The organism is Streptomyces sp. McG3, assembly GCF_018619185.1.
GTDB lineage: Bacteria > Actinomycetota > Actinomycetes > Streptomycetales > Streptomycetaceae > Streptomyces.
In genome coordinates this window covers 1-24,093 of sequence record NZ_JAAXYC010000006.1, presented here as the reverse complement: position 1 = coordinate 24,093, position 24,093 = coordinate 1, and the positions used below count along the sequence as shown (strand labels likewise).

The following is a 24,093-nucleotide window of genomic DNA, read 5'->3' as shown; positions in this document are numbered from 1 at the left end:
ACCCGTCCGCGGCCGTCGCGGCGGTCCGTTGTCAGACCCTGCCCGTAGCGTTTTTCCCATGGCCGGCACAGCGGGTGCCGCGACCGAGGGGAGACGTCTGTGTACCGGCAGGGCGATGTACTGATCGTGGAGTTGGAGGAGTCGGCGGTGCCCGCCCCCTTCCTGGAGGCCCCGGGCGAACTGCGCGACGGGCGGGGGCGGCTGGTGCTCGCGCTGGGAGAGGTCACCGGGCACGCGCACGCCGTGCAGGGACCCGGCCGGCTGATCCGGGAAGCGGGTCGGTTCGGCCCGATGCTGCTCCATCTCCCCGAGGGCGGGCGGGTGGTGCACGAGGAGCACGCGGTGATCCCGCTCCCCAAGGGCTGGTTCCGCGTCGTGCGCCAGCGGGAGTACGCACCCGGCGCGATCCGCATCGTGGCGGACTGACTCCTCCGCCATGCCGCAGCGGACACAGCTTTCCAGAACGAGCACAGCAGGGGACGGGGACAACCGATGCAGAACGTGAATTCCTGGCGGAGCGTGGCGGCGGCGACCGGCCGCGCGGACCGGGCGGCGGCCGAGGCCGGTGTGCGGCGCGCCTATCGCACCGCGGGCCTGGCCGAGCCGGACCGGATCATCTGGGCCGCATCGCCGCGGGCCGCCGTAGAAACGGTGGAGAAGCTGGCCGACGCCGGACGGTCGGTCCGCGAGGAGGTCCGCACCCGGCCCTGGGCCGAGGAACGCCGCCGGATGTACGACGAGCTGGGCCCGGCGGGCTGGTCGGCGCTCTGGTCCGCCACCGGGGCCCAGCTGTGGGAGACCACGGGCGCACTCGCCGAGCGGATACGGACCGGTGTCGTCGCGGACCTGGCGCCGCGGCCCGAGGACGAGGGCGCCGTGCGGCTGGTTCTCCTGGACGCCGTGCTCGGCCAGCACGACGCCGCCTGGCTCGCCGCCTTCGACGGGCGGGGCGACCGGCTGACGGGCCTCGCGGAGGTGGCCCGCACCGCCGGCTGGTGGTGGCCCTACGAGCACGCCGTGGTCATCAGCGAGCGGCCCGACGTCCTCCACCGCGACGAGGCGGGCCGGCTCGACCACGGCGAGGGACCGGCCCTCGCCTACGGGGACGGCTTCGCCCTCCACGCCTGGCGCGGCATGCCCGTTCCCGCCGCGTTCCTGGCCGAGCTGTCCTCCCTCACACCCGAGCGGATCCGCGCGGAGGAGAACGCGGAGCTGCGCCGCGTGATGCTGGAGTACTACGGCTACGACCGGTATCTCACCGAGTCGGGCGCCGAACCGGTCCACCGCGACGAGACGGGCATCCTCTGGCGCGTCTCCCTTTCCGGCGACGAGGACGTGGTGATGGTCGAGGTGGTCAACTCCACCCCCGAGCCGGACGGCACGTACCGCACCTACTGGCTGCGCGTGCCGCCCGCCACCCGGACCGCGAAGGACGGGGTCGCCTGGACGTTCGGACTGGACGGAGCGGCCTACGCACCGGTGCGCCAGACCTGACCCGAGGAGCCGGGGCGCCGGGCGTTCGGGCGCGGCCGTCAGCCGGTCGCGGAAGGATCCGTTCCGCGGGGCTCGGCGGCCGGCGGACCGGTCAGTTCCGCCGGGTCGATGCCCAGCTCCCGGGCGAGCGCCTCGTCGGTCCACCGCAGCATCGTGGTCCGGGAGAGCGGACCCGCGTACGAGGTGGTCTGCACCGCTATCCCGTCCAGCAGGGCGGTCAGCCGCCAGGCCGCCGACCGGGGATCCGCGCACCGGAACTCCCCGGCCGCGGCACCCTCCTCGATGACCTGGGCCAGTTCCGCCTTCCACCGCTGGTCGAGGTCGCCCGCGACCTCCCGGAGGGCGGGATCGCGCAGGGAGGCCGCCCAGCCCTCGATCCACAGCCGCCAGCCCTTGGCCGGCCCCGTCGGCGCGTACCACCGCACGGCCGTCCGCAGCCGTCGTACGGCGGTGGTGCGGCGGGCCAGCAGCCCGCGGAGATGGGCGAGGTCGGCCTCGGCGGCGTACGCGAAAGCCGCCGCGACCAGCTTCTCCTTGGTCGAGAAGTGGTAGAGGACGAGCGCGTTGCTCACGCCCAGCACCGAAGCCACGTCGGCGATCCGCACGGACGAGACCCCACGGGCCTCGATCTGCCCGACCGTCGCGCGCAACAGCTCCTCACGCCGCTCCACCACGTTCAACCGGACCCTGGCCATCGGGCCACCCTAACCAATACGCCAGGTCAGCGGCGGTGGGACGGCGTCCGACGGAGGCGCCGGCGGATTGCGGCGCACCGGAATCCCCCGGACCTCCCGGACGTTGCATCCTGCATGACGCGCATCGAACCGGCACAGGAAGCACTGCTCCGTCTCTTCGCCGAGCACGACGGCGGAGTCCTGGTCACCCTGAAACAGGACGGACGCCCCCAGCTGTCCAACGTCAATCACGCCTTCTACCCCGAGGAGCGGGTGGTCCGCGTCTCGATCACCGAGGGCCGCGCCAAGACCCGTAACCTGCGGCGCGACCCCCGGGCGAGCTACCACGTCACCAGTGACGACCGCTGGGCCTGGACCGTCGCCGACGGGACCGCCGAGCTGACCCCGCCCGCCGCGGCGCCCGACGACGCCACGGTGGAGGCGCTGATCACGCTCTACCGGGACGTCAGGGGAGAGCACCCCGACTGGGACGACTACCGGCGGGCCATGGTCGAGGACCGCAGGGTGCTGCTCACCCTGCGCATCGACCACGTATACGGGCAACCGCGTGGCTGACGTCGCCGCCGGCCGGGCCGGTTGCCCCGTTCAGCATCTTCTGGGCTCGCCCTGTCGTACAGGCCGACCATAATGAGACGACACCGACTCCCTCAGGAGATGTTGTGACCGGCGCTGACTACTTGCTTCCGTTCCGCACGAAACTGCGCTCGATGCGCACCGAGTCCTTCGGGGCCGATCCGGCCGGAGCGCGGATGGAGCGCATCCGCCGCTCGCCCCATTTCGTCGACGGAGCTTTCCAGAACCCGGTGGGGGCGCGGACCAGGCCCTCCGGGTCCACCGTCGAGTTCGCCAAGATCTACTTCCACAAGGAGCAGCGGGCCCGCAGGATGCCGACGGGCACCGTGCCCGTCCACGCCACGACCCTCGCCGATCTGGCGGCGCCCCCCGCCACCGGGCTCCGGCTGACCTGGATGGGCCATTCCAGCGTGCTGGCGGAGATCGACGGGCGGCGGATCCTGTTCGACCCGGTCTGGGGCGAGCGCTGTTCCCCGTTCCCCTTCGCCGGGCCCAAGCGCCTGCACCCCACTCCGCTGTCGCTGGCCGCACTCGGCCCCGTCGACGTGGTCGTCATCTCCCATGACCACTACGACCACCTCGACCTGCCGACGATCCGCGCCCTGGCCGGCACCGACACGGTCTTCGCCGTGCCCCTCGGGGTCGGGGCCCATCTGGAGCGGTGGGGCGTCCCCACGAGCCGGATGCACGAGCTCGACTGGAACGAGACCGCGACCGTCGCCGGAATCAGCCTCACCGCCACCCCAGCACGCCACTTCTGCGGTCGCGGACTGCGCAACCAGCAGCACACCCTCTGGGCGTCGTGGGCCGTCACGGGCCCGGAGCACCGGATCTACCACAGCGGGGACACCGGTTACTTCCCCGGCTTCCGGGACATCGGCGCCGAGCACGGGCCCTTCGACGCCACCATGATCCAGATCGGCGCGTACTCGGAGTACTGGCCGGACATCCACATGACCCCCGCCGAAGGCATGCGCGCCCACCTGGACCTCCAGGGCGGCCGCCCGCACGGCGTACTCCTGCCGATCCACTGGGGCACCTTCAATCTGGCCCCGCACGCCTGGGCGGAGCCGGGTGAGTGGACGAAGGACGCCGGCGAGGAGGCCGGGCAGGCGGTGGCGTTCCCCCGCCCGGGCGAGCCGTTCGAGCCGGCGGGAACCCTCCCCGTGGAGCCGTGGTGGCGGTCGCTGTCGACCTCCCTCGGCCGCCCGTGGCGCCGCACGGAGAAGCAGGCCGGACCCGGCCCGGCACCGGCGGCGCGAGGCGATCTCGACCTCGCCGGAGAGCGCTGACGGATGACGCGGCGGAGCGGTCCGCCCGTGCCGCGCACCGCTGACGGCCGCCGCCGGAGGACCCGGCGGCGGCCTCGCGCCGGTCAGGCGAGCACGGTGGCCGCGTAGGCGTCGATGGCGGCCCGCTGATACGCGGCCAGGCCCGGGGCGATGGCCTCGTACGCGGCGCGCCACTGCTCGTTGTCCACGCAGGAGCGCCCGATCGCACGGAACTCGTCGGCGGACACCGGGTGCAGTGCCGTGAGTGCCCGGTACTGACCTTCGATCTCGGTCCGTACGGGCTGGGCGTCGGCCGGGGCGCCGGCGGCCATGTGCTCGGCCAGCCGGATCATCAGCGCCGTGCGCTCGCGCTGTCCGGCCTCGGTCTCATCCGGGGTCATGGTGGCGGCCCGGCGGCCGGCCTCCTCGGCGAGGCCGGGGAAGTCGCGCAGGTTCTCCTCGTACCGGGAGGGCTGAACGCCCTCGAACAGATTCTCCGGCCGGTTGATGGCGGTACCGTCCTTTCTGGACTGTTCCAGCTCGGCGATCGTGCGGGAGACGGTCGCGGCCAGGGTGTCCAGCCGGTCCCGTTCGGCGAGCAGCCGTCGATGGTGTCCGCGCAGGGCCTCCACCGTCTCCACCTGGTCGGCGAGGACCCTGCCGATCTCCGGCAGTCCGACGTCCAGCGCCCGCAGCACGAGGATCTGCTGCAGCAGCAGGAGCTGGTGCTCCTCGTAGTAGCGGTGGCCGTTGGAGCCGATCCTGGCCGGTGGCAGCAGACCGATCTCGTCGTAGTGCCGCAGGGCCCGGGCGGTCACCCCCGACATCCGGGCGACCTCGGAGATCGGCCAGTCCATCGCCACGTCTTCACTCCCTCACGAGCGCCTCACGGGGCCGGTTCCTCCGGCCCTGGTCATGACCGTAGAAGCTGCCGTTGCGGCAACTTCAAGCCCGCGTCCGGGGCCGGTCGGACGACCGGCTCACCGGGGTGTGGCGGCCGGATTCAGCACCGGCCCTCCTCGACGGTGACGGAGAGGCTCACCGTGATGTTCTCCAGCGCCGACTCGGGCTCCGGCGGCGACACGCTCAGACAGAACGTGGCGTCGACGTCCTTCGCCGTGACCTCGAACAGGTCGACGGACGGGTCCGCGCCCTCGTCGTAGGGATCGTTCGCGTCGTCGACGTACACGATGCCGCCGGCCGAGGGGCCTCCGCCGCTCTCCTCCACCGCGTCGCGGATCAGCCGGTCGTAACCGCCGGTCCAGGTGCTGAAGGTGTGCCGCTCCGACTCCAGGTCCCGGACTGCCGTGTGTACGGCGTCGCGCAGCTCGCCCTCACTCCACGAGGAACTCGCGTGGAGGTAGTACACGCCCCCGACGGCGAACAGCAGGGACCCGATGATGAGGGCGGCACCGACCGGATGACGCGGGTTGTAGACGTATCGACTTGTTCCCCAGTTCGAGCGGACGAACACCGGCTCGTCGTCATGGTCCTTGCTCATGGGCGGGAGCCTAGGGCTTCCCGTTCGGGGCCTGTCGGGCCGGTCTCCGCCGGGCCGGGGCCCTCGGGGCGGGCCGTGGTGTTTCGGCATGCACCCGACACCACCCGCGACGCAACGATCGGCGGCCGGTGAGCGTCTCCTCGGGTGTGATGGATCTTCCCGAGACCACGAACCCCGTCGACCCCCAGGACGAGCACGAGGACGAGCGAGTGCGGTCCGGCCCGCTGTGGCGTCATGCGCTGTGGGCGGTTCTCGTCACCGCCGCCGGAGTGACGCTCGGGTGGTTGGGCGCCCTGTTCCGCATCGGCCCGGAGGAGTACGGCCTGCCGCCCGCCGCTCCGGGAGCGCTCTGGCCCTACCTGCTCGCCTGGGCCGTGATCGGCCTGGTGCTGGGCGCCGTCCTGCGGTTCGTGGCGGCCAAGGTGCCGGTCTACTCCCCGTCGGAGGTTCTCCTCGGCACCGTCATGATCGGCACCCGGCTGTCCCTGGGCTGGCGGCCGGAGCCCCTCGAAGTCGCGGGCCTGGCCGCGGTCGCGCTGCTCCTGGTGGCCGTCTGGTGCGCCGTCGCCCTGCGCGGGGCGGCCGTCGTACGACGGTCCCAGGACGCTCCCGGCGTCTCCTAGGGTCAGGCGAGCGGGACCGCGGGGTGTCTGGCGGCGGGCCGCGGGACGCCCCGTACGACACGCCGCGCGCTCCGGCGCCGGTGACGGGAGACACGCCCGGCGCGCGGGGCACACTGGGTCAGCCCCCGAATTCCCGTACGAAGGAGCGTGCCGTGGCACTCACCCGTGAAGAGCGCGAACAGTTCCTCGCCGAACCCCATGTCGCCGCCCTGGCCGTCGCGTCGCGGGGCAGCGACCGGGCCCCGCTCAGCGTTCCCATCTGGTACCAGTACGTGCCGGGCGGCGACGTGCGCATCCTCACCGGCCGCACCTCCCGCAAGGCCGAACTGATCGACGCGGCCGGCCGGTTCACCCTCCTGGTCGACCGGCTGGAGCCGACCATCCGCTACGTCTCCGTCGAGGGGCCCGTCGTCGACACCCGCCCCGCCACGCGCGCGGACCTGGAGGAGGTGTCGGCGCGCTACCTTCCGGCCGAGAAGGTCGCCGGTTACGTGGACTTCGCCTGGGAGAACCACGGCGAGCAGGTGGTGATCACCCTGCGCCCCGAGCGCTGGGTCAGCTCGGACCTCGGCCAGGTCTGAGCTCCGGCCGTGCGGCGGAGTCCTGCCCCGGCGGGCCGTACCGCGGGTGCCTTTCATGTGTGGCGACGCCGGCACGGGGGAGGTGCGCCCCATGCACTCCTGGACTCTTGACGACATGCCCGACCTCTCCGGCTCCACGGCCGTGGTCACCGGCGCCAACAGCGGCATCGGTGCGGTGACCGCACTCGTGCTGGCCCGCTCCGGCGCGCGAACCGTTCTCGCGTGCCGCGATCCGGAGCGCGGTCGGCGTGCCGTGCACGCCGTCCGCCGGGCCGCCCCCGGCTCGGACGCCCGGCTCGTCCGCCTCGATCTGGCCGATCTGAACAGTGTGGCCGAGGCCGCGGAGGTCATCGCGAAGGAGGTCGACGGGCGGCTCGACCTCCTGGTGAACAACGCCGGGGTGATGGCGCTGCCGCCACTCCGTACGGCGGACGGTTTCGAGATGCAGTTCGGCACCAATCACCTGGGCCACTTCGCGTTGACCAACCGGCTGCTCCCCGTCCTCGGGGTGCGGGGCCCGGCGCGTGTGGTGACACTCTCCTCGCTCGGCCACCGTATCGGCCGAATCGACCTCGGCGACCTCAACGCCGAGCGCGCGTACAGCAAGTGGCGGGCCTACGGCCAGTCGAAGCTCGCCAACCTGCTGTTCACGAAGGAGCTGGACCGGCGGGCCCGTGCCGCAGGACGGGACCTGGTCGCGCTCGCGGCCCATCCCGGGCTCTCCGCGACGGAGTTGGGTCAGGCCGGGCCGCGTCTGGCCGGGCGGAACTGGGCCGCGAGGCTGGAGCGCACCTCGCGTCTGTACACCCAGCCGGCATCGGCGGGGGCTCTGCCCGTGCTGTACGCGGCGACGCTGCCGGATGCCCCGGGCGGCTCCTACTACGGCCCCGCCCGCCTGGGCGAGACCAGGGGAGCCCCGGCGCCCGCCCGGAAGTCGCGGCACGCCCAGGACCCGGTCATGGCAAGGGCGTTGTGGGACGAGTCGGCCCGGCTGACCGGGCTCGACGCCGACGCCGTGTGACGCGTGCCGGGGCCGCCGAAAACAGGTCGTGCGGCCCCGGGGCGCGTTGATAGGAAGAGGCGATGGACACCGATGCGCTGAATCCCCCGGAGCCACTGGATCCGCTGGACCGTCTGATCGCCGAGCGAGCCTGCGAGCGGCTGGTCGTCGAGTTCGTCCACACGCTCGATCTGGGTGAACCCGGCGAGGTGGCCGAGCTGTTCACCCCCGACGGGGTCTGGGCATGGGCCGAGGGGGACCGGCGGATCGAGGGCAGGGACGCCCTGCGCGCCTACTTCGGCGGCCGCCCCGCCGACCGGCTCTCCCGCCGTCTGTGCACCAACATCCTGGTGACCCTGACCTCCGCGACATCGGCGAGCGCGAGCACGTACTTCACGACGTACCGCGTGGACGGTCATGCCGGCGGGATGCTGCCGCCGCGCCTTCCCGTCCAGGTCGGACACTACGAGGACACCTTCCGCAAGGTCGAAGGGCGGTGGCTCCTCGCCGAGCGGGCCACCTTCCTCGACTTCGGAGGGCCGACCGAACGGCTGGAGCCGGCCGCCCCGCGCTGAGGGGTCCGTCCACCCGCACCGCCCATGCGCCCGGTGCCCGGCAGGAGGCCTGCCGGGCACCGGGAACGTACGCGCACAGAAGCGTGCCGGGGTCAGACCGCCGGGGCCGGGTACGTCGGGTACTCCACTCCGGAGACGTGCTGGACGACCCGGATCACCTGGCACGAGTAGCCGAACTCGTTGTCGTACCAGAGGTAGAGGATCGCGTTGTCGCCGTCGACCTTGGTGGCGCCGGCGTCGACGATCGAGGCGTGGCGCGAGCCGATGAAGTCGCTGGAGACCGCGTCGGGCGCGCTGATGAAGTCGATCTGACGCTTGAGCGGCGAGGCCAGCGACACGTTGCGGAGGTAGTCGAGGACTTCTTCACGGGTGGTCTCGCGCTCCAGCCGCAGGCTGAGGATCGCGATCGAGACGTCCGGCACCGGGACGCGGATGGAGCTGCCGGTGATCGGGGCGTCGAGGTCGGGCAGCGCCTTCGCCACGGCCGAGGCGGCACCGGTCTCGGTGATGACCATGTTGAGCGCCGCCGAACGGCCGCGGCGGTCGGAGCTGTGGTAATTGTCCAGCAGGTTCTGGTCGTTGGTGTAGGAGTGGACGGTCTCCACGTGCCCGCGCAGCACGCCGTACTCGTCCGCCATCGCCTTCAGCGGCGGCACGATCGCGTTGGTCGTGCAGGAGGCGCAGGACAGGATCCGCTCGTCCGGCTTGACCGTGTCGTGGTTGACGCCGTGCACGATGTTCGGGACGTCGCCCTTGCCCGGTGCGGTCAGCACGACCTTGGCGATGCCCGCCTGGAGGTGCTGGGAGAGGCCCTCACGGTCGCGCCACCGGCCGGTGTTGTCGATCAGGATGGCGTCCTTGATGCCGTACGCCGTGTAGTCGACCTCTCTCGGGTCGTCGGAGTAGATCACCTGGATCTCGTTGCCGTTGGCGATGATCCTGCTGTTCGCCTCGTCGACGGTGATCGTGCCCTGGAACTGGCCGTGGATCGAGTCGCGTCGCAGCAGCGAGGCGCGCTTGACGATGTCCTGGCCGGAGCCCCTGCGGACGACGATGGCCCGCAGGCGCAGGCCGTTGCCCGAGCCGGCCTTCTCGATGAGCAGGCGGGCCAGGAGCCGGCCGATGCGGCCGAACCCGTAGAGCACCACGTCACGCGAAGCGCGGCGCTCGATCTTGTTGTCGCCCGTCGCCCCGGCGACGGCCTCCGCGGTGAACTCCTCGACGGAGAGTCCGCGCCCGTCGGCCCGGTACGTCGCGGCCAGCATGCCTATGTCGATCTGGGAGGGGCCGAGGTCGAGCGTCGTCAGCGCCTTCAGGAAGGGCATCGTCTCGGTGACCGAGAGTTCCTCGCCCGCGATCTGCCGGGCGAAGCGGTGCGTCTTGAGGATGCTGACCACCGACTTGTTCACCAGGGAGCGGCTGTGCAGCAGGACATTGACGTCCTGCTCGCGGTGCAGCTTCCCGATGATCGGGATCATCGACTCCGCGATCTCCTCGCGGTGCATCCAGTTGGTGAACGAGTCGTCATTGACAGTCACAAGTTTATCTTTCGAGCTAGGCGGCGCTCATATGGTAACCGGCTGCGCTCTCGCTCCGTCGGGTGGTCCCCTACCTGCGGGTAAACCCCGCACGGGTGCCCCTTGTGCGGCCCCGGCGGGCCTGAAGTGTCCAGCATGTGGGCGGCCTGCCGAAGCGCCCCGGGGCGAATCGGGGTCAAGGTGGCGCAATCGGGCGCGCGTGCGAGAGGTCATACCAGAGTGGGACGGATGGCGGGCAAGTTCGACAACTGCCCGTCGCGCATACGTCATTGACGACTACCGTGTGTGCCCGGTGATCAACGGTGGGCTCATAACGTTCGGGCCTGCCCGACCGATGACCCGCGCCTGACCGACCACCGTAGGGGCCACCGCATGGACGCCGGCACGACCGCCGATCCCCGGTGCCCCCTGTACCGAGGACGCTGATGTCTCAACTTCGCGCACCCGACGCGCGACCGGACCGCCGTGAAGGCGGGCGGCACGGCCGCCCCGGCACGCGCGCCCACTCGGCCACGAGCAGGCCGCGCGCCGCAGGGCCTCCCCCCGACGCCCGCATACGGCCCCAGCTGCTGCGGACCGCACTGCTCCCCGCCATCGCCGCGGTGCTCAGCGGCGCCGCGGCCGTCATCTTCACCGTCCGTGCCGGAGCCGTCGAGGCCTCGCCCAGCCTCTGGGCGGCGCTCGGCGGATCCGGCGCGCTCGCCGTCGCCGCCGTCGCGGCCGCCTACCTCGGCGCCCACCGCGTCGCGGGTCAGGTGCTCGACCGGGCCCTCGCGCTCCGGCGCGCCAGCGCCCAGGGCCAGGCCGAGCTGCAACGGGTGATGGAACAGCTCCGCAACAGGGAAGCCGTCGCCGCCCGGCCGCCCGCGCGGCCCCCCGTGCCCGGGGCCGACGCCTTCGACCTGCTCGGCCAGGAGATGGCGCGGGCCCAGGAAGCCGCCGTCGCCGCCGTCGTCCAGGCGTCCCAGCTCTTCAGCAGCACCGGCAACGAACAGAAGGTCGAGGTCTTCGTCAACCTCGCGCGACGGCTGCAATCCCTCGTCCACCGCGAGATCCAGATCCTCGACGAGCTGGAGCACGAGGTCGAGGACCCCGACCTCCTCAAGGGCCTCTTCCACGTCGACCATCTCGCCACCCGGATCCGCCGCCACGCGGAGAATCTCGCCGTCCTCGGCGGGGCCGTCTCCCGGCGGCAGTGGAGCAACCCGGTCACCATGACCGAGGTACTCCGCTCGGCCATCGCCGAGGTCGAGCAGTACCCGCGGGTCAAGCTGGTCCCGCCGATGGACGGCACCCTGCGCGGCCACGCCGTCGCCGACGTGATCCACCTGCTGGCCGAGCTGGTCGAGAACGCCACGGTGTTCTCCGCCCCGCACACCCAGGTCCTGCTGCGCGTCCAGCACGTCACCGCCGGCCTCGCCCTGGAGGTGGAGGACCGCGGTCTGGGGATGCCGGACCACGAGCAGAAGCGGATGAACGCCCTGCTCTCCGACCCCGACCAGGTCAACGTCGCCCACCTGCTCCAGGACGGCCGGATCGGCCTGTTCGTCGTCTCGGCCCTGGCCCGCCGCCACGGCATCGCCGTCCGCCTCCAGAGCAACATCTACGGCGGTACGCAGGCGGTGCTGGTCCTCCCGCAGTCGCTGCTCGGGACCGACCCCGACGCCCCGCAGCCACCGGACGCCGTGCCCGTGCCGCCCCCCGGAGCCGTATACCGGCCGCCCGTCGAAGCCGGAACACCCGTCGCCCCGCCGCAGAGCGGTACGGCCCGGCCGGCGCATCCGGACGCCCGGGCGTCCACGGACGGCTCGCACCAGGGGCCCGGCCACGGGCCGAACGGCAGCCCGCGGTCCACGGCGGGGGACCACCCGCGGAGCGATCGCCCGCAGCCGCCCGCGGGCGGCGCCCCGCCCCTCCCGCTGCGCGCCGAACGCGTCGACCGCCCCACGCCGCACGCCTCTCCGCCCGAGCACGACGGCCGGCCCGCCCCGGCGGCCACCCACGAGCGCGAGGACCGCCCGGATCCGTCCCGCTCCCGGCCCGAACTGCCCAAGCGGACGAACCAGGAATCCCTCGTCCCGCAGTTGCGCGAGGCACCCGCCCCGCGCGTCGAGGACGAGCACGCCCTGCACGACCCGGGCCTCATGGCGGCCTTCCGGCGCGGCGTCGATCTCGCCGAGGCCCAGACCGCCCGGGAAGAGAGCCCCGACGGCGGATTCGGAGGCACCGGAGGCACGGTGACCGGGGGACAGACCGCCCTCGACGCCGCGCTGGAGTCCCTCTCGCCCCTTCCCGTACGCGGAGCCACCGGCCGGTCCGACGTCCCCGGCCCGGCCGGGGCGTCGCGGCCGGACCACGCACTGCCCGTGGCCGGCCTGCCCGTACCGGACAGCTACCCGCCCGACGCGTACCCGCACGACAGCCCCGCGTACCGGCGCGGCACCTACGCCGAGAGCGCCCACGACCGCGACCCGGGCGAGCCCGGAGCGCTCGCGGCCGACACCTTCCTGCCGGGCCGGGTTGTCCCGGAACCCCGGAAAGACGTCACCTTCAAGGAGCAGACACCATGACGACCGAAATGCCGTCCGGTCAGGTCTCGGACCTGGACTGGCTGCTGAGCGGACTGGTCCAACGCGTGCCCTACACACGCAGCGCGGTCCTGCTCTCCGCCGACGGGCTGGTGAAATCCGTGCACGGCATGGACCCCGACAGTGCCGACCACATGGCGGCCCTGGCCGCCGGCCTCTACTCGCTGGGCCGCAGTGCCGGGGCACGCTTCGGCGACAACGGGGACGTACGGCAGGTGGTCGTCGAGCTGGACTCCACGCTCCTGTTCGTCTCCACCGCCGGATCCGGCACCTGTCTCGCCGTCCTCTCGGGGCGCGAGGCGGACGCCGCGGTGCTCGGCTACGAGATGGCGATGCTGGTCAAGAGCGTCCGCCCCTATCTGACGACCCCGCTGCGGCAGCCGGCCGGGTCACCGTTCACCCCGGGGCACTGAGGATGCCGGCCCCGCAGGACGGGCCCCTGCTCGACGACGCGGCCGGCCGGCTGATCCGCCCGTACACGATCAGCAACGGCCGAACCCGGCCGTCCACCGCGTTCGACCTGCTGTCCCTGATCATGGCCACGGGCATCGAGCCGGACATTCCGCTCGGCCCGGAGCACACCGTGGCCCTCGGCATGTGCGAAGGGCCGATGTCCGTCGCCGAGATCGCCGCGCACCTCCGGCTGCCCGCGGTTGTCGCCAAGGTCATCCTCTCCGACCTGGTCGCCTGTGGCGCGGTCACCGCGCACGCTCCCGCCTTCCATGACATGCCCACCGACCGATCCCTGCTGGAGGCAGTGCTCGATGGTTTACGACGACAGCTCTGATCGCATCCGAACCTCCGAGTTCTTCCCCGTGGCACTCAAGGTCCTGGTCGCCGGTGGATTCGGGGTCGGCAAGACGACGTTCGTGGGCGCGGTCAGCGAGATCGCCCCGCTGAGCACCGAGGAACTGCTGACCCAGGTCAGTGTGGGGACGGACAATCTGGAGGGCGTCGAGTCCAAGACGGCCACCACCGTCGCCATGGACTTCGGCCGCATCACCCTCTCCGAGCAGCACGTGCTCTATCTGTTCGGCACACCGGGCCAGGAACGCTTCTGGTTCATGTGGGACGAACTCTCCCAGGGCGCGCTCGGGGCCGTGGTGCTGGCCGACACCCGGCGCCTCGCCGAATGCTTCGCCGCCGTGGACTTCTTCGAACGGCGCGGCATCGGATTCATCGTCGCCGTCAACGAGTTCGACGGCGCCTACCGCTACGAGCCGGACGAGGTCCGCGCCGCGCTCGACCTCGGGCCCGAGGTGCCCGTCGTCCTATGCGACGCCCGGATCGCCAGCTCCGGCACCGGCGCCCTCGTCACCCTCGTACAACACCTCATCAACGCCACCACGGCGCCCGCCCCACTGCAGACCTTCGGAGCTCACCCGTGACATCGTTCGCCACCGGCCGGATGCTCCTGACGCCCACCGACCGGCACGGCCCGGCCCGCGCGCGGCGGTTGCGCAAGCTGGATCTCGGCGAACGCCCCGACGCCTCCTACGACAACTTCGACGCCTTCGCCGACAAGGTGGCCGAAGTCACCGCCACGCCCTTCTCGATGGTCAACTTCATCGACGAGAACCGGCAGTTCTTCGCGGGACTGCACACCCCGACGGGCAACCGCGGTGGCCGGGACCTCGGTTCGGCCGCGGCGGGCAGCAACCGCGGCAGCCGGTACATGGCCCGCGATCACGGCTACTGCCCGCACGTCCTCGTCCGGCGCAAGGCCCTCGTCCTGGACGACGTCTGCGACTACCCGCGCTTCGCGGGCAATCCGGTGGTGGACGACATAGGCATCCGCTCCTACCTCGGGGCGCCGCTGATCGACCGCACCGGCATCGCGCTGGGCACCGTCTGTGCCGTCGACACCGTGCCGCGTCCCTGGGGCCGGGCCGGGCTCGACACCATCAAGTCGCTCGCCCATGAACTCGTCCGCCAGATCGACGACCGGGAGGGTCACCACCCCCTCTGACACACCCCCCCCGCAGGTGGTGCCGTGCTCAACTCCCGGGCGGAGCACCGGTGCTGCCCCGCAGGACCACGTTCCCCTCGATCCGCAGCACCCGGGAGCGTCCCGCCCCCGACGGCGTCCGCAACGCGAGGGCGATCACCTGCTCGCCCATCTCCGTGAGCGGCAGCGCCACCGTGGTCAGCGGCGGCGACACCTCACGTACGACGGGGATGTCGTCGAACCCCGCGAGCGACATGTCATCGGGGACGCGTACGCCGGCCTCCCGCAGCGCGGCGAGCGCGCCGACGGCCATCACGTCGGTCACCGCGAACACACAGGTCGGTCGCGAACCCCCGGAGGCCAGCAGTGCTCGCGCCGCCGCGTGTCCGCCCTCCCGGGTGAACGCGCCCCGCACCACCCGCTCCAGAGTGATGCCCGCCCGGGCGAGCCCCTCGCGAAACCCCGCCAACCGGTCGGCCACCGTGGTCAGTTCGGGCGGCCCGCTCAGCACCGCGAAGTCCCGGTGTCCCAGCGCCACCAGTGAGGCCGCGAGCGCTGCGGCCCCGGCCCGGTTCTCCGGCTGCACCGTGTCCACCCGCATGCTCCGATGCCGGCTGACCACCGCGACCCGGCCGCCCGCCCGGACATACGGCTCCAGCTCCGCGTCCATCGCCCGCTCCCAGGCGCGGTCCTGGAAGCCGGAGCCGATCAGCAGGATGGCCCGGGCCCGCTGGGCCCGCAGCATCGAGACGTACGCGATCTCCCGGGCGGGTTCACGGAAGGTGGAGGCCAGCATCACCAGCAGGTCCTGCTCGGCGGCGGCGCGCATCACTCCACTGGCGATGCCCGCGAAGTAGGGGTCGCCGACATCGTGGCAGATCAGTCCGACCGTACGGTTGCCCTCGGGGCTCGCTAGGGCCTGGGCGTGGGCGTTGGGGATGTAGCCGAGGAGATCGGCCGCCGCGCGGACCCGCCCGCGCAGATCGTCGCGGACCCGGGTGGTGCCGTTCAGCGCCCGGGACGCGGTGGCGAGCGAGACGCCCGCCTCGCGCGCCACCGCGTCGAGCGTCACATGGGCGGCGGGGGCCCGGCGTCGCGTATCGGGGTGGACCGATGTTTCCCGTTCACTCAACTCGACCCCCAGGGGTGCGGTGGTGGCAGGGCCCCGAAACTTCGGGACGACCTCTTGACCGTGCGAGGGAGCAGTCATTAGCGTGGCGGCACCTTACCAGAAAGCGCTTTCTGAAAGCGCCTTCACGGTGAGGGTCCGCAGCATCGCACTCTTGTGCAGGTCCGCACAACTGCCCCCGAAGTCCAGGGAGTTCACCGTGAGCCAGAGCGCGTTGGCCAAGCGCCCCGCCGATGTGGCGGGGGTCGCCCGCAGGGACGGCCCCACGACCGGGGAACGGCTCGCCCGAGCGGCGGAGCAGAGCTGGCGGCCCCTCACCCTGCTGCTGGCCGCTCTGGTGGTCTGGTGGGTGATCGCGGCCGCCGAGCTGATCGAGCCCTACCTCGTGCCGTCGCCCGGCGCCACGCTCGACGTCCTGACCTCGAAGACCGGGTACCTCTGGCAGCACACCTGGGTGACGACGTACGAGACGCTCCTCGGCTTCGTCATCGCGGTCGCCGTCGGCGTGCTCGCCGCGGTGGTGATGGTCTACTCCTCGACGGTGGAGCGCACGCTCTACCCGATCCTGCTCTTCGCCCAGGTCGTGCCGAAGATCGCCATCGCCCCGCTGTTCGTGGTGTGGCTCGGGTTCGGCATCGCCCCCAAGATCCTCATCGCCGTCCTCATCGCCTTCTTCCCGGTGGTGATCTCGATGGTCACCGGGCTCAAGGCGGTCGACCCCGAGATGCTCCAACTGTCCGCCACCATGGGGGCGAAGCCCTGGCAGACCTTCGTGAAGATCCGGTTCCCGGCCTCCCTGCCGCACCTGTTCTCCGGGCTCAAGGTGGCCGTCACCCTCGCGGTGACCGGTGCGGTCGTCGGCGAGTTCGTCGGGGCGAACGAAGGGCTCGGGTACGTCATCCTCCAGGCCAACGGCAACCTCGACACCCCGATGCTCTTCGCGGGGCTCCTGGTGATGTCGCTGATCGGCGTCGTGCTGTTCGTCGTCGTCGAGATCGCCGAGAAGCTGCTCCTGCCGTGGCACGCCAGCCGGCGTGAGTCCTCGGCCACCACCACGTTCTGAATCCCCGTCGCGAGAAGGGCCAGCCCATGCATGCGCGCAGACTTCTGATCGGTGTCGTACCCCTCGCCCTGGTGGCCGCCACCGCCTGCGGCGGCGAGGAGGCGTCGACCAGTACCAGTGACTCCGGCAAGAAGCTGGACAAGGTCACGCTGACCCTCAACTGGTATCCGTACGGCGAACACGCGCCGTTCTACTACGGCAAGCAGCAGAAGATCTTCGAGAAGCACGGCATCGACCTGGACATCCGGGCGGGCCAGGGCTCCCAGAAGACGGTCCAGGCGACGGCCGCCGGGCAGACCGACTTCGGCTGGGCCGACACCCCGGCCCTGCTCGCGGGCGTCGACCAGGGCGTCCAGGTGAAGAGCCTCGGCGTCTTCCTCCAGACCACCCCCGCCTCCGTGCAGTCCTTCGACGCCAAGGGCATCGACGGGCCGGCCGACCTGAAGGGGCGGACGATCGCCGGGACGGCCGGGGACGCGCTGTCCAAGACCTTCCCGATCTTCCTGAAGAAGAACGGCATGGGGGAATCGGACGTCACCGTCCAGAACACCGACCCGGCGGGCAAGATCGCCGCGGTGATCTCGGGGAAGACCGACGGGCTGCTCGGCTATGCGAGCGACCAGGGCCCGATCATGCAGGACAAGGCGAAGAAGCCGGTCTCCTACATCCGCTTCTCCGAACACGGGCTGAACTTCTACTCCAACGGGCTGCTCGCCGGGCAGAAGCTCCTCAGCTCGAAGCCGGAGGTGGCGGAGCGCATGGTGAAGGCGGTCAGCGAGGCGTGGGCGGCCGCCGAGAAGGCGCCCGAGCCGGCTGTGGCGGCGATGGAAGGAGCCTCCGAGCAACTGCCGCCGAAGGCCGTGCTGTCCGAGCAGTTCGCGACGACGCTCACCCTGCTCCACACGGCGGCCACCGAGGGCAAGGCGCCCGGCGTCAACACCGAGGCGGACTGGCAGCAGACCATCGACGTGTTCGCCGAGGCCGGCATGGTCTCGAAGCCGAAGGCCGTGGCGGAGTACTGGGACACCGAGAAGGCGCTGAAGGGATGACGATGCAGAAGCAGCAGACGACACCGCGCACAGGGCCGGCCGCCGGGGCGGGCCCCGCGGCGGCGGTCCGGCTCGCCGACGTGTCGGTCCGCTTCCGCAGCAAGAAGCGCGACGTCACCGCGATAGGCGAGGTATCGCTGGACGTGGCGCCGGGCGAGTTCGTCGCCATCGTCGGACCGTCGGGGTGCGGCAAATCCACCCTTCTCAAGCTGGTGGCCGGTCTGCTCACCGCCTCCTCGGGGGAGGTCCTGCTCGGCGGCGAGCGTGTCACCGGACCCCGGCACGACATCGGTTACGTCTTCCAGCGCGCGGCCCTGCTGGAGTGGCGCTCGGCGCTGCGCAACATCCTGCTCCAGGCGGAGATCCGGCACATGGAGCCGACGGTGGCGCGCGCCAGGGCCGACGAGCTGATCCGGATGACCGGACTGACCGGATTCGAGGACGCCTTCCCGCACGAGCTCTCCGGGGGAATGCAGCAACGCGTGGCGCTCTGCCGGGCGTTGCTCCACGAACCCCCGGTCCTCCTGATGGACGAGCCGTTCGGCGCGCTCGACGCCCTCACCCGCGAGCAGATGAACACCGAGCTGAACCGGATCTGGCGGACCACGGGCACCACGGTCCTGCTGGTCACCCACTCCATCTCGGAGGCCGTCTACCTGGCCGACCGGGTCGTGGTGATGAGCCCGCGCCCCGGCACCGTCACGGAGATCATCGAGGTGGGCCTGCCCGCCGAGCGCGACTACAGCGAGACGCTGGGCCGCCCGGAGTTCCGCGCCGCGGCGGCGCACATCCGGGATCTGCTGGGCGCGGTGTCCGCACAGGACTGAGGGGCGCCCGAGGGGCGGCGGAAAGCGGTAGAACGGACCGTGCCGGGCAGGCCTCCTGCCCGGCACGGCCGCGTTACGGGGTGCCGGGGCACGCGGTGCGCGGCGGGGCTGACGACCGTACGGTCACGGCGTGGATGCCGGCCGCGCGCAATTTCCCTGCCAGCAGTTCGATCTCGGGCTCGGTGCCGTGATGGCCGCCGCCGAGTATCAGCTCCAGCATCGCCCGGGCCTCGGGGAGTGTCCGGCTGCCGTCGGACCGCAGAACACGCAGGGCAGGCAGCCGCCGGACCGGGAGGTCCGAGACGGCCACGTGGTAGGAACCGTGCTCGGCGAGTATCCGGCCGCGCAGCGGCTCGGGGAGTGTGCCGTCGCACACCAGCGTCATCGCCCCACAGCGGGAACAGAGGTGCTCCTCGTCCCAGTGCAGGCGGCCGTCCACCACGGCCTGGGTTCCCGAACAGCGGGTGGCCGCCCCGCACGCGTCGCAGGTGGCCGGCCAGTGGACCGTTGCGCAGTTCACCGCGACAGCACCTCGTTCGGTAGGCGGGCTCCATGCTGCCACCCCGGAAGGCGCCGGGTGTCCGCCCGGCGCCGAAACGCGGTCCGGCCCCGGGCGCCGTACCGCGCGCCCGGGGCCGGACCGCCGGCACCCTCGCTCAGTAGCGCAGCCGGGACAGATACCGGTAACTGGCCCGCGCCGAGGCGAACGGGTCGGCCGGGGCGTCGTGTTCCACCAGCCACTGCTTGACCCCGCCCTGGCGAGCGGTGTCGAACATGGCCGGGAAGTCCAGGATCCCCGATCCGACGTCCGCGAAGTCCCCGTTCGGGGCCATGTCCTTCACATGGAGCGCGGGGAAGCGGCCCCGGTGCCGGGTGAACAGTTCGCCCGGGTCGGAGGAGCCGCCCTTGGCCGCCCAGTACACGTCCAGCTCGAACCCGACCAGCTCCGGATCGGTCTCGTTCAGCAGGATGTCGTACAGGCTGACGCCGTCCACCACCTCATGGTCGCCGCCGTGATTGTGGTAGAGCAGCTTCAGCCCGGACTCCCGGGCGGCGAGACCCGCCCGGTTGAACTGCCCTGCCACCTCACGGTATCCGTCCGGCGAGTGCAGTGAACCCGGCAGGCTCGGCACCACGATCCACTTGCCGCCGAGCGTGCGGACGTCCTCCAGCGCCTGCGGCAGTCCGGAGCCGGTCACGATGTCGTAGCCGACGTGCTCCAGCACCGCCTTGAGCCGGGTGCGGTCCAGCATCTGCCGGATCGCGGCGGCGGAGTTGCCGTGCCGGCCGCTGACGCCGACCGTCGCGTACCCGATCTCCGCGAGCCGCTCCAGCGTCCCCGCGAAGTCCGCCGCGAGCGGCGTCCGCATGGTGTACAGGTGCATCCCGATCCCCGACGGGGGGATGCGCCGGCAGCCCCGCCGGCCGGCCGCGGCGGCCGGGGCCGCGCCGAGCCCGACGGCGGCCGCCGCCCCCAACGCCGTACCGAGAAAGGCTCTTCGGGCTCCGTTCGCGTGCTTCGTTCCCATGGGGCTCCTCACTTCACGTCGATGCGGACGGCGCCGGTACTCGTGTCGCTCTTGTCGTCGGTGACCGTCAGACGGGCGGTGTAGGCGCCCTTGCGGTCGTAGGTGTGTTTCGCCGTCGCGCCCTCGGGCCCGGACGGCTTCGCGTTGTCGCCGAAGTCCCAGTGGTACGAGGCGATCGTGCGGCCCTGAGCGGGCTTGACCGTGCTGCTCAGCGACACGGCGAGGGGAGCGGTGCCGGACGCGGGCCCCGCCTTCACCGTCACCTTGGTCCCGGCCTTCTTCTCCACGCCCGGACCGTTGAAGTGCAGCCAGTCGACCGAGAGCAGGTCGGCCTTGCCGGGAGCCCAGTCCGGGTTGGTGAAGACGGCGTACAGCGTGGTCGTGCCGCCCGGGTTCTTGAGCTTCGTTGTCGGGGAGATCAGCTTCTCGTAGCCGCCGGTGTCCGGGATCTTCACCGAGCCCAGCAGCGCGCCGGTGGGGGAGCCGGCCCGGAACTCCACCGTGCCGCCGAGCCCGCCGGAGGACGCGCCGACCGTCACGGAGTCGACGCCCTTGAGGCTCACCGGGTCGAAGGCGATCCAGTCGCCGTTCTCGATCTCGATCAGCCGCTTCCCACCGGACGCGTCGGCCCGGCTGCCGATGTCCGCACCGCCGTTCGCGCCGCCCGTCGTCGTACGGTGCTCGGCCTCACGGAAGGAGGTCCGCAGGGTCAGCGAGGTGGAGCCGGTCAGGGCCGGGGCGTCGGGCGCGCCCTTGTCCTCGTACTGTGCGGTGATCCCGTAGTAGAGGTTCTGTCCCGGACCGTGGCTGTCCCCGGCGTCCGTGACGATCTCGCCCGTGCAGCCGGTGTAGTTGTCCAGCGGGTGCAGATGGGTGTCATGGCCGAGCTGCGACTGCACCACGACCCGCGAGCAGTCGATCGGACCACTCCGGCCGTCCTCCTCGTCGGTCACCTTCACCGTGAACGGGATCGTGTCCCCGAAGCTGAAAATCCCTCCGTCCGGCGGCTGTTGGATTGTCACCTCGGGCCTGGTGTTGCCCACCGTGATGTCCTGCACCGCGAGCGCCGTCAGCTCGTCGGGGCCGGTCACGGTCAGCCGGGCGGTGTGCAGCCCCTTGACGGTGTACGTGTGCGTGGGGTCGGCCTCGGTCGAGTCCGTGGTGCCGTCACCGTCGAAGTCCCATGCGTAGCCGACCGGTTGGTCGCCGGGCAGGCCCGAGCCCGCGCTGGAGAACTTCACGGTCAGCGGGTCCGTTCCGCTGTCCCGGTCGACGGAGATCTTGGCGTCGGGCAGCCGGCCGTCGCCGACGTAGTCGATCCGGTAGATACCCGCGCCCTCGTTGCTGCCGCCCCGGCCGGTGCCGCTGCCGAGACCGAAGTCGATGACGTACATCGCCCCGTCGGGACCGAAGTCCGCGTCGAAGGGCTGGTTCCACTCCATGTCCTCGAAGATGCCGTTGATCGACTGGAGGTCTCCCGCCTGCACGGGGTCGAACCGGGGATCGGTGAAGGTCTGGTCCTCGCTCTGGAACGAGAACGTCTTGAACCAGCGGCGGGTCAGCTCGTAGGTGAACGCCTTGCCCTCGAAGTACTCCGGGAACTTGGTCCGGTAGGTGTTGTCCGGGTCGTAGTCGTAGACCGGGCCGCCCATCGGGCCGCCCCCGCCGGTGCCCACCTCGGGGAACTCGGCCGAGGCGGAGTAGGCGTACCAGACCGTGGCGGGCTGGGCCGGCGGCAGCTCCCGCAGACCGGTGTTGTTCGGCGAGTCGTTGACCAGCGCCGAGCAGTCGAACTTCGGCCCTGACGTCTTCGTCGCGAAGTCGTAGTCGTTGAACGGGGTGTTGTTCCCGACGCAGTACGGCCAGCCGAAGTTCCCCGCCTCCGTGATGCGGGTGTACTCGACCGTGCCCTCCGGGCCCCGGTCCGCCTTCGCCTCGCGGGCGTCGGGTCCGTAGTCCGCGACCATCAGGGCTCCGCTCAGCGGATCGGTGGTGATCCGGAACGGGTTGCGCATGCCCATCGCGTAGATCTCGGACCGGGTCCTCTCCGTACCCGGGGTGAAGAGGTTCCCTTCGGGGACCGAGTACGTGCCGTCGTCCTCGGGAGTGATCCGCAGGATCTTGCCGCGCAGGTCGTTGGTGTTGCCCGAGGTCATCTGCGCGTCCCAGGCGCGGCGGCCCTCGCCCTCGTCGATCGGGGTGAAGCCGTCCGAGGCGAACGGGTCGGTGTTGTCGCCGGTCGCCGCGTACAGGTTGCCGTCCTTGTCGAAGGCGAGAGAACCGGCCATGTGCGAGTTGGCCCGGCCCTCACCGCGCAGCGTCGGCACGGTCAGCAGCCGCTTCTCGGACGCCGGGTCGACGGTGTTGCCGTCCGCGGTGAAACGGGACAGGTTCAGCCGCTTCTCGACCTTGTCGGAGTACAGCAGATAGAGCCAGTTGTTCTCCGCGAAGCCGGGGTCGAGCGTCAGCCCCAGCAGCCCGTCCGACTGGCTGGTCATCTCCGGGGTGTACGCGAAGTCCAGCGCGGTGGAGACCTTCATCGTCTCCTGGTCGATCACCTTCAGCTTCCCGGTCCGCTGGGCGAAGAACACCCGGCGGTCGGGGGCGACGGCCAGCTCGAACGGGTCGGCCAGATCGCTCGTGGCGAGCGGGGTCCGCTGGAACGAACCCGTGCGCGTGGCGGTGCAGTCCCCCTCCGCCGCGCCGGCCGCCCACTGGATGCCGCCGAGGAGGTGCTGGACGAACCCCTCCTCCTCGAAGGACGCCTTGTCGTGCCCTCCCGCCGTGAACCACGAGCGGCCCCCGTCGTAGTTCTGGCACCAGGAGAACGGGTGGTCCACGCCCTCGTCCAGCCCCTCGATCCCGTCGCGCACCTTGATCTGGGCGAGGGTGTGCACCTTGGACGTGGGATTGGCGCGCCAGTTGTACCACTCCTCCTGGCGCTCCCAGAGGTCGGGAAGGTGCTTCGTCGAGGGGTGCGTGTGGTCGAGGACCTTGACCCGGCCGGTCTGGGGGGTGGGGTGCTTGTCGAAGATCGCCCCGACCAGCCCTTCGTACCACTCCCAGTCGCGTTCGCTGGCGGACGCGGAGTGCAGGCCGACCCAGCCGCCGCCCGCCCGGATGTACCGCTGGAGTGCGGCCCGCTCCTCGGCGTTGAGCAGGTCACCCGTCTCCGGGGTGGAGTTGGTGTTGTTGAAGACGACGGCCTGGAAGCGGCCGAGGTCGGTGTCGTTGAAGACCGAGGAGTCGGCGGTGGCCTCCACCTCGAAGTCGTGCTCGGCTCCGAGCTTCCGGACCGCCTCGATCCCGGCCGGGATCGAGGGATGGTCGGAGTTGGTCACCTCGGAGTAGACCAGCACCCGGTACGAGGCGGCCGCCTGCGCGCTGGGCGGCGACGCCACCAGCAGGGCGAGGACCAGCGCCAGGAGCGAGGTGACGGCGATGAGGGGGGAGGGGCCGCCGGGGGATCGGCCGACGCGGCCGGCCCGGCGTAACGAACGGCGTCTCATGGGGCGCTCCCTGTGCGGTAGATGCCGACTGCGGGGTGGGTAGAAAGCGCTTTCTGAAGTACGCCGTTCAGAGTAGGTTCAGCTCTCCGACGGGGTCAATGGGTCTGCAGGGCCCACCGTGCCGGGCGGGGCGCGGGGCCCGGTCGCGCGTGGATGTCAGTGCCGGGCGTTACGGTCGAATCCCGGCGACAGGACGCCGGCACCCCTCGAAACGGAGGCCCGGGATGACCGCCGACGCCGCGATCACCGCCGCCGAAGTCCGCTCGGCCGCACTGTCCCTGCCCGACACCACCGAGAAGCTCGCCTGGGGGCAGCCCACCTTCCGGGTGGCGGGCAAGATCTTCGCCTCGCTCGGCGACGACGAGAGCGCGATGGGCGTGAAGTGTCCCCGGGAGGACCGTGCCGAGCTGATCGCCGCCGAGCCGGAGAAGTTCTTCATCCGTGAGGGCCACGACGACCACTACGCCTGGATGCGGGTCCGGCTGTCCGCCCTGGAGGACGCGGATGAGCTGGCCGCCATCCTCGCCGACTCCTGGCGGCAGGTCGCCCCGCGCCGGCTGGTGGCGGCGCACCCGGAGCTGGACGGGTCCGGCTGACGGG

Annotated in this window: 25 protein-coding genes; 17 read left to right on the top strand and 8 right to left on the bottom strand. The window is 71.6% G+C overall.

What is annotated here, in order from left to right:
- Window positions 1-99 precede the first annotated feature (99 nt).
- Complete coding sequence (locus HET64_RS01915; protein ID WP_215101509.1) at window positions 100-426, top strand: hypothetical protein; 327 nt, start codon at window positions 100-102, stop codon at window positions 424-426.
- A gap of 66 nt (window positions 427-492) precedes the next feature.
- A complete protein-coding gene (locus tag HET64_RS01910) occupies window positions 493-1,494 on the top strand; it encodes a DUF6745 domain-containing protein (protein ID WP_215101507.1) in 1,002 nt (333 codons plus the stop codon).
- A 38-nt stretch (window positions 1,495-1,532) separates the two neighbouring features.
- Here HET64_RS01910 and HET64_RS01905 read toward each other — a convergent pair whose 3' ends face one another.
- Entirely contained in the window at window positions 1,533-2,189 is a 657-nt protein-coding gene (locus tag HET64_RS01905) for a TetR/AcrR family transcriptional regulator (RefSeq protein ID WP_215101505.1), read from the bottom strand.
- Window positions 2,190-2,303: 114 nt separating this feature from the next.
- On the opposite strand from HET64_RS01905, the gene HET64_RS01900 reads away from it, so the two are divergent.
- A complete protein-coding gene (locus HET64_RS01900; RefSeq protein ID WP_215101503.1) occupies window positions 2,304-2,744 on the top strand; it encodes a PPOX class F420-dependent oxidoreductase in 441 nt (146 codons plus the stop codon).
- A gap of 104 nt (window positions 2,745-2,848) precedes the next feature.
- A complete protein-coding gene (locus HET64_RS01895; RefSeq protein WP_215101501.1) occupies window positions 2,849-4,054 on the top strand; it encodes an MBL fold metallo-hydrolase in 1,206 nt (401 codons plus the stop codon).
- Window positions 4,055-4,137: 83 nt separating this feature from the next.
- On the opposite strand, the gene HET64_RS01890 is transcribed toward HET64_RS01895, so the two are convergent.
- Window positions 4,138-4,890 carry a MerR family transcriptional regulator gene (locus HET64_RS01890; RefSeq protein WP_215101598.1) on the bottom strand — a complete coding sequence of 251 codons (753 nt, stop codon included), beginning with the start codon at window positions 4,888-4,890 and terminating at the stop codon, window positions 4,138-4,140.
- Between the two features lie 146 nt (window positions 4,891-5,036).
- Entirely contained in the window at window positions 5,037-5,534 is a 498-nt protein-coding gene (locus HET64_RS01885) for a hypothetical protein (RefSeq protein WP_215101499.1), read from the bottom strand.
- A 149-nt stretch (window positions 5,535-5,683) separates the two neighbouring features.
- Here HET64_RS01885 and HET64_RS01880 point away from each other — a divergent pair, with 149 nt between their 5' ends.
- From HET64_RS01880 to HET64_RS01865, 4 genes are all read left to right on the top strand, one after another.
- The gene (locus tag HET64_RS01880) at window positions 5,684-6,157 is read left to right on the top strand and encodes a hypothetical protein (RefSeq protein ID WP_215101497.1); all 474 of its coding nucleotides are present in this window, start codon (window positions 5,684-5,686) and stop codon (window positions 6,155-6,157) included.
- 152 nt (window positions 6,158-6,309) lie between these two features.
- Window positions 6,310-6,738 (top strand): pyridoxamine 5'-phosphate oxidase family protein, encoded by a 429-nt coding sequence (locus tag HET64_RS01875; RefSeq protein ID WP_215101490.1) that lies wholly within the window; start codon window positions 6,310-6,312, stop codon window positions 6,736-6,738.
- Window positions 6,739-6,829: 91 nt separating this feature from the next.
- Window positions 6,830-7,759, top strand: coding sequence for an oxidoreductase (locus HET64_RS01870; protein ID WP_215101488.1), 930 nt, complete (start codon window positions 6,830-6,832; stop codon window positions 7,757-7,759).
- A 62-nt stretch (window positions 7,760-7,821) separates the two neighbouring features.
- Window positions 7,822-8,313, top strand: a complete 492-nt coding sequence (locus HET64_RS01865) for a nuclear transport factor 2 family protein (RefSeq protein WP_215101481.1) — start codon at window positions 7,822-7,824, stop codon at window positions 8,311-8,313.
- A 92-nt stretch (window positions 8,314-8,405) separates the two neighbouring features.
- On the opposite strand, the gene HET64_RS01860 is transcribed toward HET64_RS01865, so the two are convergent.
- The gene (locus HET64_RS01860; protein ID WP_215101479.1) at window positions 8,406-9,851 is read right to left on the bottom strand and encodes a glyceraldehyde-3-phosphate dehydrogenase; all 1,446 of its coding nucleotides are present in this window, start codon (window positions 9,849-9,851) and stop codon (window positions 8,406-8,408) included.
- A 425-nt stretch (window positions 9,852-10,276) separates the two neighbouring features.
- On the opposite strand from HET64_RS01860, the gene HET64_RS01855 reads away from it, so the two are divergent.
- From HET64_RS01855 to HET64_RS01835, 5 genes are read left to right on the top strand one after another with little or no spacing between them, the layout of a single operon-like run.
- Window positions 10,277-12,421 (top strand): ATP-binding protein, encoded by a 2,145-nt coding sequence (locus tag HET64_RS01855; protein ID WP_215101477.1) that lies wholly within the window; start codon window positions 10,277-10,279, stop codon window positions 12,419-12,421.
- Entirely contained in the window at window positions 12,418-12,852 is a 435-nt protein-coding gene (locus tag HET64_RS01850) for a roadblock/LC7 domain-containing protein (RefSeq protein ID WP_215101475.1), read from the top strand. The genes HET64_RS01855 and HET64_RS01850 overlap by 4 nt, the downstream gene beginning before the upstream one ends.
- A gap of 2 nt (window positions 12,853-12,854) precedes the next feature.
- On the top strand, window positions 12,855-13,226 hold the full coding sequence (locus tag HET64_RS01845; protein WP_006128964.1) for a DUF742 domain-containing protein: 372 nt from the start codon (window positions 12,855-12,857) through the stop codon (window positions 13,224-13,226).
- On the top strand, window positions 13,204-13,827 hold the full coding sequence (locus HET64_RS01840) for an ATP/GTP-binding protein (RefSeq protein WP_215101474.1): 624 nt from the start codon (window positions 13,204-13,206) through the stop codon (window positions 13,825-13,827). The genes HET64_RS01845 and HET64_RS01840 overlap by 23 nt, the downstream gene beginning before the upstream one ends.
- Window positions 13,824-14,408 (top strand): GAF domain-containing protein, encoded by a 585-nt coding sequence (locus HET64_RS01835; RefSeq protein ID WP_215101473.1) that lies wholly within the window; start codon window positions 13,824-13,826, stop codon window positions 14,406-14,408. The genes HET64_RS01840 and HET64_RS01835 overlap by 4 nt, the downstream gene beginning before the upstream one ends.
- A gap of 28 nt (window positions 14,409-14,436) precedes the next feature.
- On the opposite strand, the gene HET64_RS01830 is transcribed toward HET64_RS01835, so the two are convergent.
- Window positions 14,437-15,459, bottom strand: coding sequence for a LacI family DNA-binding transcriptional regulator (locus HET64_RS01830; RefSeq protein ID WP_215101596.1), 1,023 nt, complete (start codon window positions 15,457-15,459; stop codon window positions 14,437-14,439).
- 256 nt (window positions 15,460-15,715) lie between these two features.
- Here HET64_RS01830 and HET64_RS01825 point away from each other — a divergent pair, with 256 nt between their 5' ends.
- From HET64_RS01825 to HET64_RS01815, 3 genes are read left to right on the top strand one after another with little or no spacing between them, the layout of a single operon-like run.
- Complete coding sequence (locus HET64_RS01825; RefSeq protein ID WP_215101472.1) at window positions 15,716-16,579, top strand: ABC transporter permease; 864 nt, start codon at window positions 15,716-15,718, stop codon at window positions 16,577-16,579.
- 26 nt (window positions 16,580-16,605) lie between these two features.
- Window positions 16,606-17,628, top strand: a complete 1,023-nt coding sequence (locus tag HET64_RS01820) for an ABC transporter substrate-binding protein (protein WP_215101471.1) — start codon at window positions 16,606-16,608, stop codon at window positions 17,626-17,628.
- Entirely contained in the window at window positions 17,625-18,455 is an 831-nt protein-coding gene (locus HET64_RS01815) for an ABC transporter ATP-binding protein (protein WP_215101470.1), read from the top strand. Before HET64_RS01820 ends, HET64_RS01815 begins: the two co-directional genes overlap by 4 nt.
- Before the next feature lie 73 nt (window positions 18,456-18,528).
- Here HET64_RS01815 and HET64_RS01810 read toward each other — a convergent pair whose 3' ends face one another.
- From HET64_RS01810 to HET64_RS01800, 3 genes are all read right to left on the bottom strand, one after another.
- Window positions 18,529-18,975: a hypothetical protein gene (locus HET64_RS01810; protein ID WP_215101469.1), complete on the bottom strand. Its 447-nt coding sequence runs from the start codon at window positions 18,973-18,975 to the stop codon at window positions 18,529-18,531.
- Between the two features lie 136 nt (window positions 18,976-19,111).
- Window positions 19,112-19,984 (bottom strand): sugar phosphate isomerase/epimerase, encoded by an 873-nt coding sequence (locus HET64_RS01805; RefSeq protein WP_215101468.1) that lies wholly within the window; start codon window positions 19,982-19,984, stop codon window positions 19,112-19,114.
- Between the two features lie 8 nt (window positions 19,985-19,992).
- A complete protein-coding gene (locus tag HET64_RS01800) occupies window positions 19,993-23,493 on the bottom strand; it encodes a ThuA domain-containing protein (protein ID WP_215101467.1) in 3,501 nt (1,166 codons plus the stop codon).
- Window positions 23,494-23,717: 224 nt separating this feature from the next.
- Between HET64_RS01800 and HET64_RS01795 the strand changes: the two genes are divergently transcribed.
- A complete protein-coding gene (locus HET64_RS01795; protein WP_215101466.1) occupies window positions 23,718-24,089 on the top strand; it encodes an MmcQ/YjbR family DNA-binding protein in 372 nt (123 codons plus the stop codon).
- Window positions 24,090-24,093 lie beyond the last annotated feature (4 nt).

What these genes read in the sequence shown, in the direction of transcription:
- HET64_RS01865 (WP_215101481.1), top strand. Translation starts at nt 7,822, where the DNA reads ATGGACACCGATGCGCTGAATCCCCCGGAGCCACTGGATCCGCTGGAC.
- HET64_RS01870 (WP_215101488.1), top strand. Translation starts at nt 6,830, where the DNA reads ATGCACTCCTGGACTCTTGACGACATGCCCGACCTCTCCGGCTCCACG.
- HET64_RS01795 (WP_215101466.1), top strand. Translation starts at nt 23,718, where the DNA reads ATGACCGCCGACGCCGCGATCACCGCCGCCGAAGTCCGCTCGGCCGCA.
- HET64_RS01850 (WP_215101475.1), top strand. Translation starts at nt 12,418, where the DNA reads ATGACGACCGAAATGCCGTCCGGTCAGGTCTCGGACCTGGACTGGCTG.
- HET64_RS01820 (WP_215101471.1), top strand. Translation starts at nt 16,606, where the DNA reads ATGCATGCGCGCAGACTTCTGATCGGTGTCGTACCCCTCGCCCTGGTG.
- HET64_RS01910 (WP_215101507.1), top strand. Translation starts at nt 493, where the DNA reads ATGCAGAACGTGAATTCCTGGCGGAGCGTGGCGGCGGCGACCGGCCGC.
- HET64_RS01815 (WP_215101470.1), top strand. Translation starts at nt 17,625, where the DNA reads ATGACGATGCAGAAGCAGCAGACGACACCGCGCACAGGGCCGGCCGCC.
- HET64_RS01885 (WP_215101499.1), bottom strand. Translation starts at nt 5,534, where the DNA reads ATGAGCAAGGACCATGACGACGAGCCGGTGTTCGTCCGCTCGAACTGG.
- HET64_RS01800 (WP_215101467.1), bottom strand. Translation starts at nt 23,493, where the DNA reads ATGAGACGCCGTTCGTTACGCCGGGCCGGCCGCGTCGGCCGATCCCCC.
- HET64_RS01805 (WP_215101468.1), bottom strand. Translation starts at nt 19,984, where the DNA reads ATGGGAACGAAGCACGCGAACGGAGCCCGAAGAGCCTTTCTCGGTACG.
- HET64_RS01845 (WP_006128964.1), top strand. Translation starts at nt 12,855, where the DNA reads ATGCCGGCCCCGCAGGACGGGCCCCTGCTCGACGACGCGGCCGGCCGG.
- HET64_RS01840 (WP_215101474.1), top strand. Translation starts at nt 13,204, where the DNA reads ATGGTTTACGACGACAGCTCTGATCGCATCCGAACCTCCGAGTTCTTC.
- HET64_RS01905 (WP_215101505.1), bottom strand. Translation starts at nt 2,189, where the DNA reads ATGGCCAGGGTCCGGTTGAACGTGGTGGAGCGGCGTGAGGAGCTGTTG.
- HET64_RS01900 (WP_215101503.1), top strand. Translation starts at nt 2,304, where the DNA reads ATGACGCGCATCGAACCGGCACAGGAAGCACTGCTCCGTCTCTTCGCC.
- HET64_RS01890 (WP_215101598.1), bottom strand. Translation starts at nt 4,890, where the DNA reads ATGGACTGGCCGATCTCCGAGGTCGCCCGGATGTCGGGGGTGACCGCC.
- HET64_RS01855 (WP_215101477.1), top strand. Translation starts at nt 10,277, where the DNA reads ATGTCTCAACTTCGCGCACCCGACGCGCGACCGGACCGCCGTGAAGGC.
- HET64_RS01880 (WP_215101497.1), top strand. Translation starts at nt 5,684, where the DNA reads ATGGATCTTCCCGAGACCACGAACCCCGTCGACCCCCAGGACGAGCAC.